Origin of the sequence: Enterobacter sp. JJBC, from assembly GCF_036936505.1 — a bacterium.
GTDB lineage: Bacteria > Pseudomonadota > Gammaproteobacteria > Enterobacterales > Enterobacteriaceae > Enterobacter > Enterobacter hormaechei_C.
Genome location: NZ_CP136935.1, coordinates 621,442 through 635,039, shown reverse-complemented (window position 1 = coordinate 635,039; position 13,598 = coordinate 621,442). Strand labels below are relative to the sequence as shown.

The following is a 13,598-nucleotide window of genomic DNA, read 5'->3' as shown; positions in this document are numbered from 1 at the left end:
GCGCCACCGGGCTTGCCGTTACTGCCACCCATACCGACGGCTATAGAACCCCTTCACCATCTGCGTCAGCACCATGTAACCCGCGAGGATCGCCACCAGCCATGGGAAGTAGCTCAGCGGTAGCGCCTGAAGTTGCAGGTAGCTTGCCAGCGGCGAGAACGGCAGCGCGATCCCGAGCGCCATCACAATGCCCGTCATCACAATCAGCGGCCACGCGGCACGGCTCTGAATGAACGGAATGCGGCGGGTGCGGATCATATGCACAATCAGCGTCTGAGACAGCAGTCCCACCACGAACCAGCCGGACTGGAACAGCGTCTGGTGTTCCGGGGTGTTGGCGTGGAACACAAACCACATCAGGCAGAAAGTCAGAATGTCGAAGATAGAGCTGATCGGCCCAAAGAACAGCATAAAGCGTCCCAGATCGGCGGGGTTCCAGCGCTGAGGCTTCTGGATCTGCTCGTCGTCCACGTTATCAAACGGGATGGCGACCTGAGAGACATCGTACATCAGGTTCTGGATCAGCAGATGCAGCGGCAGCATCGGCAGAAACGGCAGAAACGCGCTCGCCACCAGCACGCTGAAGACGTTGCCGAAGTTCGAGCTGGCGGTCATTTTGATGTATTTGAGCATATTGGCGAAGGTGCGACGCCCTTCGATGACGCCCTCCTCCAGCACCATCAGGCTCTTTTCCAGCAGAATGATATCCGCCGCTTCGCGGGCAATATCCACCGCGCCGTCTACGGAGATACCGATATCCGCCGCACGCAGGGCTGGCGCATCGTTGATGCCGTCGCCCATAAAGCCCACTACATGCCCTTCGAGACGCAGCAGAGTGACGATGCGTTCTTTATGCATCGGCGTCAGGCGGGCAAACAGCGTGGTGCGTTGGGCAAGGTCGGCCAGCTCATCGTCAGACAGGAGCTCAATGTCGCTCCCCACGACGACGTCGCCCGCGTCCAGGCCGACTTCGTGGCACACTTTGGCCGCCACCAGCTCGCTGTCGCCGGTGAGAATTTTGACGGTGATACCGCTCGCTTTCAGCGCTTTCAGCGCAGGTGCGGTGGTCTCTTTCGGCGGATCGAGGAATGCGATGTAACCCTCGAGGATCAAATCAGATTCATCGATACGCTGGTAGTCCCCTTCCCGCGCGGGCAGGAACTTGCTGGCTACCGCCACCACGCGCAGCCCCTGGCGGTTCAGGTTATCGGTGACGCGTTTGATGCGGCGCAGCATGGTCTCATCCAGCGGCACGATCTCGCCGTTATGGCGCACCTGCGTGGAAACATTCAGGATCTCCTGCAATGCCCCTTTGCAGATCAGCTGATGCACGTCCGGCTGCTCGCTGACCACCACCGACATGCGGCGTCGTTCAAAGTCGAACGGAATTTCGTCCACCTTCTGCCAGCGCCCGGAGAGCATGCGGGCAGACTCTTCATCCACACCTTCCAGCACCGCCACGTCGAGCAGGTTTTTCAGCCCGGTCTGGTAGTGGCTGTTCAGCCACGCGCTGTACAGCACCCGTTCGCTGGTCTTTCCGGCGATATCGGTGTGGTTCTCCAGCACGATTTTGTCCTGGGTCAGGGTGCCGGTTTTATCGGTGCAAAGAATGTCCATCGCGCCAAAGTTCTGGATGGCGTCGAGGTGTTTAACAATCACCTTTTGTTTAGAGAGTTTCACCGCCCCGCGCGCCAGCGTGGAGGTGACAATCATCGGCAGCATTTCCGGCGTTAAGCCCACAGCCACGGAGAGCGCGAACAGCGCCGCTTCCCACCAGTCGCCTTTGGTGTAGCCGTTGATCAGCAGGACAATCGGCGTCATGACCATCATAAAGCGGATCAGCAGCATGCTGACGCGGCCAATGCCTTTCTGAAACGCATTCGGCTCGCTCTCCTGCTCGCTGACGCGTCCGGCAAGCTGTCCAAACCAGGTATTGCCGCCGGTGGCGGTGACAATCGCCTGCGCGGTGCCACTAACCACCGTGGTGCCCATAAAGCACAGGGTGTCGCACTCCAGCGGGTTCATCTGCTGCGGATCGCGGGTCCGCGCTACCTTCTCTACGGGCAGGGACTCACCGGTGAGTGACGCCTGCGCGACGAACAGATCCCGCGCCTGGATGATACGTAAATCCGCCGGGATCATGTCCCCCGCAGCCAGCTTCACCAGATCGCCCGGCACCAGCTGGTCAATGGGAAGCTCAATCCAGGCGTTTTCGCCGAGGTCGTTAATCACGCGCGACACGGTGGCGGTGTTGCTGACCATCGCTTTCAGCGCATCCGCCGCTTTGGTGGAGCGCGCTTCCTGGATAAAGTTCAGCAGCGTGGAGATCCCTACCATCAGGGCAATCACGCCTGCGGCAAACAGATCTTCAGTGGCGTAAGAGATAATACCGAGCACCGTCAGCAGCAGGTTGAACGGATTGCGGTAGCAGAGCCACAGGTGGACCCACCAGGGAGAGGGTTTCTGCGCCGGGATCTGGTTATCGCCATGTTCCGCGCGGATTTTTGACACTTCTTGCGCGTTCAGCCCTTCCGGGTGGCCGCCAAAGGCGCGCCAGACTTCGTTTTCATCCATCGCCGCCACGTTCAGGCAGCGCTCGGTCAGGGAGGCGGGAATCGCCGCTCCCGCCATGGTGTTGGCATTTGGCAGCGGATCGCGCGCAATCAGGCGATGTGGCAGGTGACGGCTCAGCAGCGCTTGCAGCTGCCGGGTGATATTTTTCAACATAGTCATTCCCCCGCATCCGCAAAGGCGGACGCAGTCTTTCCCGCAGGCGTGGCAAAGCCGTACCTGTCAGGCACTTAATTTATCAAGCAGGAACGTATGAACGTTGCTGCCTCACGCCGGTGAGACAGCAAAAAGCTGGCTTACCGGTAAGAAGGTTTTCTCCGGGTCAGGAGAGGTGTGGGATCGGGATCCATGTGGCCTCCGGTAAGTAAAAAGTTGGGTATCGGCGCGCAGTATAGAGATTTATCCATACCGTTTGTGACTAATCGGGCGGTATTATAACGCCCTGCAAATAAACCGAACGTAAACCAGACTTTGCCCATAGCGAATTCGCAGGATAGCATTAGGCTCAATTGATTATTTTATCGTTGTTACAGGGAATACAGCATGCAGAACCGCCTTACGATTAAAGACATCGCGCGTTTAAGCGGCGTGGGGAAATCGACTGTCTCACGCGTGCTGAACAACGAAAGCGGTGTCAGCGAGCGCACACGCGAGCGCGTCGAGGCGGTGATGAATCAGCACGGTTTTTCCCCTTCCCGCTCCGCGCGCGCCATGCGCGGGCAGAGCGATAAAGTGGTCGCCATTATCGTCTCGCGTCTGGATTCCCTCTCCGAAAACCTCGCCGTACAGACGATGCTGCCCGCGTTCTACGAGCAGGGCTACGATCCGATCATGATGGAGAGCAAGTTCTCCGCGCAAATGGTGGAGGAGCATCTCGGTATGCTTCAGCGCCGTAATATTGATGGGGTGGTGCTGTTCGGATTTACCGGCCTAAAAGAGGACGTGCTTAAACCCTGGCAGCCGTCACTGGTGCTGCTGGCGCGCGACGCAAGCGGGTTTGCCTCTGTCTGTTACGATGACGAAGGGGCGATCGTGATCCTGATGCAGCGCCTGTATGAACAGGGCCATCGGCATATTAGCTATCTCGGCGTGCCGCATGCCGACATCACCACCGGCAAGCGTCGCCATGAAGCGTACCTGGCGTTTTGTAAAAAACACAATCTCCCCGCCGTGGCCGCGCTGCCTGGTCTGGGTATGAAACAGGGATATGAACAGGTCGCCAGCGTGCTGACGCCACAAACCACCGCCCTGGTATGCGCCACGGATACCCTTGCATTGGGTGCGAGCAAATATTTGCAGGAGCAGCGCATCGGGGAACTGCAATTAGCGAGCGTGGGAAGCACGCCGCTGATGAAGTTCTTACACCCGGAGATTATCAGCGTTGATCCGGGTTACGCCGAGTCTGGCCGGCAGGCTGCCGCGCAGCTGATCGAGCAGATTACCGGGCGTACCGAGCCCCGTCAGATCGTTATTCCAGCCCATCTCTCATAATTCTTTTGAATAGATTATTGTGATCTTCGCCCGATTTCGGGAACGTTCCCATTTTCGCCGTCACGTTGAAGGAGTAGGCTTGCGCACAGGTCATAACCCCTATCACCATCTGTCATGAGGTTTCATGATGAGTAAAGTCAAACAAACAGATATCGATCAGCTGATCGTCCTGGTCGGCGGACGCGATAACATCGCCACCGTCAGCCATTGCATTACCCGCCTGCGCTTCGTGCTGAACGATCCGGCCAAAGCCAACCCGAAGGCCATTGAAGAGCTTTCTATGGTTAAAGGCTGCTTCACCAACGCCGGGCAGTTTCAGGTGGTGATTGGTACCGAAGTGGGCGATTACTATCAGGCTCTGCTGGCGACTACCGGGCACTCTTCCGCCGATAAAGAGCAGGCGAAGAAGGCCGCGCGCCAGAATATGAAATGGCATGAGCAGCTGATTTCCCATTTTGCGGAGATCTTCTTCCCGCTGCTGCCAGCGCTGATCAGCGGGGGCTTAATTCTGGGCTTCCGTAACGTCATCGGCGATGTGCCAATGAGCGACGGCAAAACCCTGGCGCAGATGTACCCGGCGCTGCAAAGCATCTATGACTTCCTGTGGCTGATTGGCGAAGCGATCTTCTTCTATCTGCCGGTCGGGATCTGCTGGTCCGCGGTGCGCAAGATGGGCGGAACGCCAATTCTCGGTATCGTGCTCGGCGTGACGCTGGTCTCTCCGCAGTTAATGAACGCTTACTTACTTGGTCAGCAAACGCCAGAGGTGTGGAACTTCGGCCTGTTTACCATCGCCAAAGTGGGCTATCAGGCGCAGGTGATCCCGGCATTGCTGGCGGGTCTGGCGCTGGGCTTTATTGAGACGCGCCTGAAGCGCATCGTGCCGGATTACCTGTATCTGGTGGTGGTCCCGGTCTGCTCGCTGATCCTGGCGGTGTTCCTGGCGCACGCCTTTATCGGTCCGTTTGGCCGCATGATTGGCGACGGCGTGGCCTTCGCGGTCCGTCACCTGATGACCGGCAGCTTCGCGCCAATCGGTGCCGCGCTGTTTGGCTTCCTCTACGCTCCGCTGGTGATCACCGGCGTGCACCAGACCACGCTGGCGATCGATATGCAAATGATCCAGAGCCTCGGCGGTACGCCTGTCTGGCCGATCATCGCCCTGTCTAACATTGCGCAGGCCTCGGCGGTAACCGGCATCATCATCGTCAGCCGTAAGCACAACGAGCGTGAGATCTCCGTTCCGGCTGCCATCTCCGCTTACCTCGGCGTCACTGAACCGGCGATGTACGGTATCAACCTCAAATACCGCTTCCCGATGCTTTGCGCGATGATCGGCTCCGGTCTGGCGGGCTTGCTGTGCGGCCTGAACGGCGTGATGGCGAACGGGATTGGCGTCGGCGGCCTGCCGGGGATCCTCTCCATTCAACCCGCTTTCTGGCAGGTATTTGCGCTGGCGATGGCGGTGGCGATTATCATCCCAATGGCGCTGACTACCGTGGTTTATCAGCGTAAGTTCCGTCAGGGCACGTTGCAGATTGTTTAATTCTCTCTTTCGGGGCGCAGTTGCGCCCCTTCGCATTTGCAGGAACGCACTATGAATACCCTTCCTCACTGGTGGCAGAACGGCGTCATCTATCAGATTTACCCAAAGAGTTTCCAGGATACCACCGGCAGCGGCACGGGCGATCTACGCGGCGTAACGCAGCGCCTGGACTACCTGAAAACCCTCGGCATTGACGCTATCTGGCTGACGCCGTTTTATATCTCGCCGCAGGTGGATAACGGTTACGACGTGGCGAACTACACTGCCATTGACCCGACCTACGGCACGCTGGATGATTTCGACGAGCTGGTCGCTGAGGCGCACGCGCGCGGCATTCGCATCGTGCTGGACATGGTGTTTAACCACACCTCCACGCAGCACGCCTGGTTCCGCGAGTCGCTGAACAAAGCGAGCCCGTACCGCCAGTTCTACATCTGGCGAGACGGCACGCCGGAGCAGCTTCCCAACAACTGGCGCTCCAAGTTTGGCGGCAACGCCTGGCGCTGGCACGCCGAGAGCGAGCAGTATTACCTGCACCTGTTCGCACCGGAGCAGGCGGACCTCAACTGGGAAAACCCGGCGGTGCGCGCCGAGCTGAAAAAGGTGTGCGAGTTCTGGGCCGATCGCGGCGTGGACGGCCTGCGTCTGGACGTCATTAACCTGATTTCAAAAGATCAGGATTTCCCTGATGACAACATCGGCGACGGTCGCCGCTTCTATACCGACGGGCCGCGCATTCATGAATATCTCCAGGAGATGAGCCGCGACGTCTTTACGCCGCGCAACCTGATGACGGTGGGCGAGATGTCCTCCACCTCGCTGGAGAACTGCCAGCAGTATGCGTCTCTCGATGGCCGCGAGCTGTCGATGACCTTTAACTTCCACCACCTCAAGGTGGACTACCCCGGCGGCGAAAAATGGACGAAGGCAAAGCCGGACTTCGTGGCGCTGAAAACCCTTTTCCGCCACTGGCAGCAGGGGATGCACAACAAAGCCTGGAACGCGCTGTTCTGGTGTAACCATGACCAGCCGCGCATCGTGTCGCGCTTTGGTGACGAAGGGGAACGCCGCGTGGCGGCGGCGAAAATGCTCGGCATGGTGCTGCACGGGATGCAGGGCACGCCGTATATCTATCAGGGTGAAGAGCTTGGCATGACCAACCCGCACTTCAGCCGCATCACCGATTACCGCGACGTGGAAAGCCTGAACATGTTCGCCGAACTGCGCGCCAGCGGCCGCGAGCCGGATGAATTACTGGCGATTCTGGCGAGTAAGTCACGCGATAATGGCCGCACGCCGATGCAGTGGGACGCCTCGCATAATGCGGGCTTTACCGAGGCCGAGCCGTGGATTGGCGTTTGCGACAACTACGAAACCGTGAATGTCCGCGCGGCGCTGGACGACCCCGATTCGGTGTTCTACACCTACCAGTCGCTGATTCGCCTGCGCAAAACCCTGCCGGTACTGACGTGGGGGGATTATGAGGATCTCCTGCCTGACCACCCTTCCCTGTGGTGCTATCGCCGCCAGTGGCAGGGGCAAACGCTGATGGTGGTGGCGAACCTGAGCCATTTGCCTCAGGAATGGCAAGCGGACGCTCTCAGCGGCGAGTCGCAGGTGGTGATAAGCAACTACCCCGCCCCTCACACCTCAATGCTTCGTCCGTTTGAAGCCGTGTGGTGGCTAAAGCAGTAATTCCTCCGCCGGGCACGATGCCGTGTCCGGCTTACTTTGCTGTTTTTGTTGAATAATTAATCAGATTTTTCCTTCGCGTCTTTACAATTGCCCCAGCGCCCGCCGTTTGTACTCTCGTCTTTTTACTTTGTCCTGCATCAAAAAAATCGCAAACATGTTTGATGCAAATCACTATATGTAGCACTTAAAATGCACGCCGACCCAACATCTTGTATTTATCATCTACTATTCCAACAACAAGACGGCGCTTACGCTGGCCGGAATTGTGGATAACACGGGCTGGGCACGCGGGAAGTCTTTGCCGCGGCGAGGAATACGCCCGGTGAATACTTCTCCACCTCTGTGGATAACCTGTTTTTAAAATGGAGTGATCATGACACCGCATGTGATGAAACGTGATGGCTGTAAAGTGCCGTTTAAATCAGAGCGCATCAAAGAAGCCATTCTGCGTGCAGCTAAAGCAGCGGGAGTCGATGACGCAGATTACTGCGCCACCGTCGCAGAAGTCGTTAGCAGCCAGATGCATGAACGCAGCCAGGTGGATATCAGCGAGATCCAGACCGCGGTTGAAAACCAGCTGATGTCTGGTCCGTACAAGCAGCTGGCGCGCGCCTACATTGAGTATCGTCACGACCGTGACGTCCAGCGTGAGAAACGGGGTCGCCTTAACCAGGAGATCCGCGGCCTGGTAGAGCAAACCAACTCGTCGCTGCTCAATGAAAATGCCAATAAAGACAGCAAAGTGATCCCGACCCAGCGCGACCTGCTGGCCGGTATCGTCGCCAAGCACTATGCCCGTCAGCATCTGCTGCCGCGCGATGTAGTCTCGGCGCACGAGCGCGGTGAGATCCACTATCACGATCTCGACTACTCGCCGTTCTTCCCGATGTTTAACTGCATGCTGATCGACCTGAAAGGCATGCTGACCCACGGTTTTAAAATGGGTAACGCCGAGATTGAGCCGCCGAAATCCATCTCCACCGCGACGGCGGTCACGGCGCAGATCATCGCCCAGGTGGCGAGCCACATCTATGGCGGCACCACCATTAACCGCATTGATGAAGTGCTGGCCCCGTTCGTGACCGAGAGCTTCAACAAACACCGTAAAACGGCGGAAGAGTGGCAGATCCCGGATGCTGACGGTTACGCCCGTTCCCGCACCGAGAAAGAGTGCTACGACGCCTTCCAGTCGCTGGAATATGAGGTAAACACGCTGCACACCGCCAACGGCCAGACGCCGTTTGTGACCTTCGGGTTTGGCCTCGGCACCAGCTGGGAATCACGCCTGATCCAGCAGTCTATTCTGCGCAACCGTATCTCCGGCCTCGGTAAAAACCGTAAAACGGCGGTGTTCCCGAAACTGGTGTTCGCCATTCGCGACGGCCTGAACCACAAGTTTGGCGATCCGAACTACGACATCAAACAGCTGGCGCTGGAGTGCGCGAGCAAGCGTATGTACCCGGATATCCTCAACTACGACCAGGTGGTAAAAGTCACGGGTTCGTTTAAAACGCCAATGGGCTGCCGCAGCTTCCTCGGCGTGTACGAGGATGAGAACGGCGAGCAGATCCACGACGGGCGCAACAATCTGGGCGTCATCAGCCTGAACCTGCCGCGCATCGCGCTGGAAGCCAAAGGGAATGAAGCGGCCTTCTGGACGCTGCTGGATGAACGTTTACAGCTGGCACGTAAGGCGCTGATGACCCGCATCGCCCGTCTTGAAGGGGTGAAAGCCCGCGTCGCGCCAATTCTCTATATGGAAGGGGCCTGCGGCGTGCGCCTGAAAGCGGACGATGATGTGTCGGAGATCTTCAAAAACGGTCGCGCGTCGATCTCTCTTGGCTATATCGGCATTCACGAAACGATTAACGCGCTGTTTGGCGACAAGCATATCTATGACAACGACGCCCTGCGTGAGAAGGGTATCGCGATTGTGCAGCGCCTGCGCGATGCGGTAGACCAGTGGAAAGAGGAAACTGGTTACGGTTTCAGCCTGTACAGCACGCCGAGTGAAAACCTCTGCGATCGCTTCTGCCGCCTGGACACCGCCGAATTCGGCATCGTGGAAGGCGTGACCGACAAAGGTTACTACACCAACAGCTTCCACCTCGATGTGGAGAAGAAGGTGAACCCGTACGACAAGATCGACTTCGAAGCGGCTTATCCGCCCATCGCGAACGGCGGTTTTATCTGCTATGGCGAGTACCCGAACATTCAGCACAACCTGAAGGCGCTGGAAGACGTGTGGGATTACAGCTATCAGCACGTGCCGTACTACGGAACCAACACGCCAATTGACGAGTGCTACGAGTGCGGCTTTACCGGTGAGTTCGAGTGCACCAGCAAAGGCTTCACCTGTCCGAAATGCGGTAACCACGATGCAGCCCGCGTCTCCGTGACCCGCCGCGTGTGCGGCTACCTCGGCAGCCCGGATGCCCGTCCGTTTAACGCCGGTAAGCAGGAAGAGGTGAAGCGCAGGGTGAAACATCTGGGGAATGGGCAGATCGGGTAAGTTCTGCGCAGGGTGTCCCCCTCACCCTACCCCTCTCCCTCAAGGGAGAGGGAACCGATCGAGCACATTGTTATTCCGGCCACCGGTGTTCTCCCTCTCCCTGTGGGAGAGGGCCGGGGTGAGGGCATCAGGTTAACGCTATGAATTATCACCAGTACTACCCCGTCGACATCGTCAACGGCCCCGGCACCCGCTGTACCCTGTTTGTATCAGGCTGCGTTCACGAGTGCCCCGGCTGCTACAACAAAAGCACCTGGCGCCTGAACTCGGGTATGCCGTTTACCGCTGAGATGGAAGACCGCATCATCAACGACCTGAACGACACGCGCATCAAACGCCAGGGGATCTCGCTCTCCGGCGGCGACCCGCTCCATCCGCAAAACGTGCCGGAGATCCTGAAGCTGGTAAAACGCATCCACCACGAGTGCGCGGGAAAAGACATCTGGGTCTGGACGGGCTATAAGCTGGATGAACTGAATGCGCAGCAGATGGAAGTGGTGGATCTAATTAACGTCCTGGTCGACGGCAAGTTCATGCAGGATCTAAAAGATCCTATGCTTATCTGGCGCGGCAGCAGCAACCAGGTTGTGCATCATCTGCGTTGAATGAAGGCGGATATCCTCTGTCCGCCTGAACGTCAAAACCGACTCAAACTCTCCATCGCCACAGCCTTAAACGCCGCAAAATTCTCGCACTGGCACAGGCGCGCCATCGCGCGTTCACGCAGGAAAGTGACAAAGATGTCGTAAATCGCCATTGCCTCTTCGTACTCGCTTTTGCTGATGGCGAGCAGGAAGATGACATGGGCGGTTTCATCTCCCCACTGAATGCCCTGCGGCGCCAGCACGGTGTAGACCACCGTTTTTTGCGCCAGCAGGCCGAGGGAGTGCGGCAGCGCAATGCCGTCGCCGAGCATGGTGCTGACGATGGCTTCACGCTCGATAACCGAATCCAGAAACTCCGCACCGACAAAGCCCTCTGCTTCAAGCTGTTCACACAGCTCGCGGAACAGCGTTTGCTGGTCGACAGGCTTGTCGATAATGCGGAAATGGGCCGCGTCGAAGTATTTTTCCAGCATCCACGGCCGGGTGCGGTCCACCAGCACCAGCTTGCCGATCTGCTCTAACTGATAATCGGTCGGGAACGGGGCGATCATCACCACCGGTTTGGATTTTTCGCTCACACGGGCGGTGGAGATCACAAAGTCTTCGCCAATGGCATCGGCAAGCTCGTACTCGCGAAGGGTGAGCGTGCGCGTCACCTCAATCTGCGGGTATTTACGCTGAAGTACCGCCTCGATCATGCGCACCATCGCGTTACCTGCGTCGCATACCAGCAGCACCCGCGGCTGGCGCTGGTAGCCGATGTTGTAGTGGCGCTCCAGCCCGACGCCGATATGCAGCACCAGAAAACCAATTTCGTTTTCGCTGATCACATACGGGGTGTATTTTCCCCAGCTCGACACCGCCGCGAGGGTCATATCCCACGCCATCGGGTAGTGCTGCTTGATGTTATCCAGCAACGGATTGGGGATCATGATTTGATACCGCACGCGGGTAATCATGGTTTTGATGTGCGTGAGCAGATCTGCATGCAGTTGCTCGTCGCTCAACAGGTTGTAGTTATAGTGGGTGTTGATGTAGCGCAGAATGTAGTTGACCAGGGCTTCGTCGTCGTCAGCGTTAATGGCGCTCGGGGCGATCTCCTGGATCTGCCGCGCCGCAATGTGCACGCACAGCCAGCTCTCTTCTGACGGCGACAGCGCTTTGCCCGCCAGCTCCTGGATAGCCACCGCGATATCTTTCGCCGCCTCATGCACGTTCTCTTCCACGTCTTCCGCGTGGAATTCCGGCAGCGGATACCCTTCGCTGATGCGCCGCACCGACACCGCGCAGTACAGGCGCAGGAACAGCTCGCCTTCGTCGGTCAGGCGAATGTGATGGCGCGTCAGCGCATCGTGCAGCACCGGCACCATCTTTTCCGCCACGCCCGCGTTCAGCGCCACGTCGGTCACCAGCGGGTTCAGGCTGTCCTGCTGCGCCAGCTCCCACAGGAGGTCGGTCAGGCAGGCGCGGATCGCCATCTCGCTGCCAAACAGCTTCATGCCGTGGCGAGGGCGGGTTTCCAGCGTCAGGTTGTAACGGTGAAACCACTCGCGCACTTCCACCATGTCGCTCTGCAACGTGGCCCGGCTGACGAACCACTCATCGGCCAGATCCTCCAGCTTGATGGAAAAGGCTGACGTCAGAAAACGCACCACCAGATAGTGCACGCGCTCAGGTCCGGTTCGCGGAATACGCAGCGCGCGCGGGTGGGACGCCTGCAATTGCTGATAGCGCGCCACATCATTAATTTTGAGCTGATAGCCGTTGCCCCGGCTCAAAATGAACTGCGCGCCGTGGCTAGCCAGCAGCGCGTTCAGGGCGGTGATATCCGCCCGGACGGTTCGCGTGGAAACCGACAGCCGCTGCGCCAGCTCGTCCTGCGGCAGCGTCTCGTTTTGCAACAGATCGAAAAGTTGCGCTAAACGTTGGTTCGGAAATCGCACGTCGTTGTCCTCTTACGGCTTAAGGTGAAATGACCATCTGGGATGGGCTGCCGACCGGGGTATAGTCTGGCTCGGCGCTCAGCTTGCCGTCCGGTGCCACGCGGAAACGGGTAATGTTGTCGCTGCGCTGGTTCATGACGTACAGCCAGCGACCCTGCTTATCGAGCGTCAGGGTGCGCGGATAGTCGCCGCGCGTCCAGACATCATCCTGATGCGTCAGCGTACCCTCTGCCGTTACGGTAAAGTGCCCGATGCTGTTATGCAAACGGTTAGCGACATACAGCTGTTTCCCGTCGGCACTTAGCGCCAGCCCGGCAGCAAAACTGGTGCCTTTATAACCGTCCGGCAGGGCTGAAACCGTTTTACCCTCTTTCAGCCTGCCATTACTGTCCAGCGCATAATGGGTGAGCGTAGACGCCTCTTCGTTAATCAGCCACAGGGCATCACCTTTCGGCGTAAAGACGAAGTGGCGCGGCCCGGCCCCTTTTGAGGAGGCGCTGATAAACGGCGGATCGTTCGGAGTCAGCTTCCCGGTTTGATCGTCAAAACGGTACTGATAGATGCGATCCAGCCCCAGATCGGTGGAAAAAACGTATTTCCCGCTCGGATCGGCGGCGATCATGTGCGCATGCGGGCCGTTATGATCGCTGATGGCGAAACTGCCCTCGACGGCAGCTTCCGGCTTCGCCGCGCCCGGTTCGCCTTTGTCCTGATGGGTGTCCGTAGCATCGCTCAGGCTGCCGTCTGCGTTAACGGGCAGCACCGCGACAGTTCCGCTGATGTAGTTTGCCACCAGCAGATGTTTACCGTTCGGCGTCAGGGAAAGATATACCGGCCCCGCGCCGCCGGAGGCCACCTGATTCAGCTCGCTCAGCGTGCCGTTATCGCCGATGCGCAGCGCCTGCACCACGCCCTGCTCCACTTCGCTTGCCAGATAGAGCGTTTTGCCGTCGTGTGAGACGGTTAACTGCGCGGCGTTCGGCAGCTTGCTCACCAGCGTTTTATCGTTCAGCGCACCGGTTTGCGGGTCGACGGTAAAGCGGTACAGCCCTTCGCCGTTGGGGTTGTAGGTGCCCACCCAGGCGTACTGGTTTTGAGCGATAGCAGAGGTAGCAAGTAAAGAGAGTGAAGCAACAAGCAGGGTACGGGTGTGCATGGTGGCTCCTTCGGGTGTGTGCGGTTTGTTTCCCCTCACCCTAACCCTCTCCCCAAAGGGGAGAGGGGACGATTACACC

At 58.4% G+C, this 13,598-nt stretch carries 8 protein-coding genes; 5 read left to right on the top strand and 3 right to left on the bottom strand.

Going from position 1 to position 13,598, the window contains the following annotated elements; genetic code table 11:
* Positions 1-18: 18 nt before the first annotated feature.
* On the bottom strand, positions 19-2,727 hold the full coding sequence (gene mgtA / locus RY075_RS03080; RefSeq protein ID WP_059294454.1) for a magnesium-translocating P-type ATPase: 2,709 nt from the start codon (positions 2,725-2,727) through the stop codon (positions 19-21).
* Between the two features lie 387 nt (positions 2,728-3,114).
* Between mgtA and treR the strand changes: the two genes are divergently transcribed.
* From treR to nrdG, 5 genes are all read left to right on the top strand, one after another.
* Positions 3,115-4,062, top strand: a complete 948-nt coding sequence (gene treR / locus RY075_RS03075; protein ID WP_015572520.1) for a trehalose operon repressor TreR — start codon at positions 3,115-3,117, stop codon at positions 4,060-4,062.
* 127 nt (positions 4,063-4,189) lie between these two features.
* Positions 4,190-5,608, top strand: coding sequence for a PTS trehalose transporter subunit IIBC (treB, locus tag RY075_RS03070; protein WP_003863402.1), 1,419 nt, complete (start codon positions 4,190-4,192; stop codon positions 5,606-5,608).
* A gap of 51 nt (positions 5,609-5,659) precedes the next feature.
* Positions 5,660-7,303: an alpha,alpha-phosphotrehalase gene (gene treC / locus RY075_RS03065; RefSeq protein ID WP_109948626.1), complete on the top strand. Its 1,644-nt coding sequence runs from the start codon at positions 5,660-5,662 to the stop codon at positions 7,301-7,303.
* A 373-nt stretch (positions 7,304-7,676) separates the two neighbouring features.
* Positions 7,677-9,815: an anaerobic ribonucleoside-triphosphate reductase gene (nrdD, locus tag RY075_RS03060; protein WP_032608376.1), complete on the top strand. Its 2,139-nt coding sequence runs from the start codon at positions 7,677-7,679 to the stop codon at positions 9,813-9,815.
* 140 nt (positions 9,816-9,955) lie between these two features.
* Positions 9,956-10,420, top strand: a complete 465-nt coding sequence (gene nrdG / locus RY075_RS03055; protein ID WP_003856093.1) for an anaerobic ribonucleoside-triphosphate reductase-activating protein — start codon at positions 9,956-9,958, stop codon at positions 10,418-10,420.
* A gap of 32 nt (positions 10,421-10,452) precedes the next feature.
* On the opposite strand, the gene RY075_RS03050 is transcribed toward nrdG, so the two are convergent.
* Both RY075_RS03050 and RY075_RS03045 read right to left on the bottom strand, forming a co-directional pair.
* A complete protein-coding gene (locus tag RY075_RS03050) occupies positions 10,453-12,363 on the bottom strand; it encodes a PRD domain-containing protein (protein ID WP_032608374.1) in 1,911 nt (636 codons plus the stop codon).
* Between the two features lie 19 nt (positions 12,364-12,382).
* Positions 12,383-13,519: a lactonase family protein gene (locus RY075_RS03045; RefSeq protein WP_023324063.1), complete on the bottom strand. Its 1,137-nt coding sequence runs from the start codon at positions 13,517-13,519 to the stop codon at positions 12,383-12,385.
* Positions 13,520-13,598: the final 79 nt, after the last annotated feature.

Coding starts and splice junctions, on each gene's coding strand:
- RY075_RS03045 (WP_023324063.1), bottom strand. CDS start 13,519: ATGCACACCCGTACCCTGCTTGTTGCTTCACTCTCTTTACTTGCTACC.
- mgtA (WP_059294454.1), bottom strand. CDS start 2,727: ATGTTGAAAAATATCACCCGGCAGCTGCAAGCGCTGCTGAGCCGTCAC.
- treC (WP_109948626.1), top strand. CDS start 5,660: ATGAATACCCTTCCTCACTGGTGGCAGAACGGCGTCATCTATCAGATT.
- treR (WP_015572520.1), top strand. CDS start 3,115: ATGCAGAACCGCCTTACGATTAAAGACATCGCGCGTTTAAGCGGCGTG.
- treB (WP_003863402.1), top strand. CDS start 4,190: ATGAGTAAAGTCAAACAAACAGATATCGATCAGCTGATCGTCCTGGTC.
- nrdG (WP_003856093.1), top strand. CDS start 9,956: ATGAATTATCACCAGTACTACCCCGTCGACATCGTCAACGGCCCCGGC.
- nrdD (WP_032608376.1), top strand. CDS start 7,677: ATGACACCGCATGTGATGAAACGTGATGGCTGTAAAGTGCCGTTTAAA.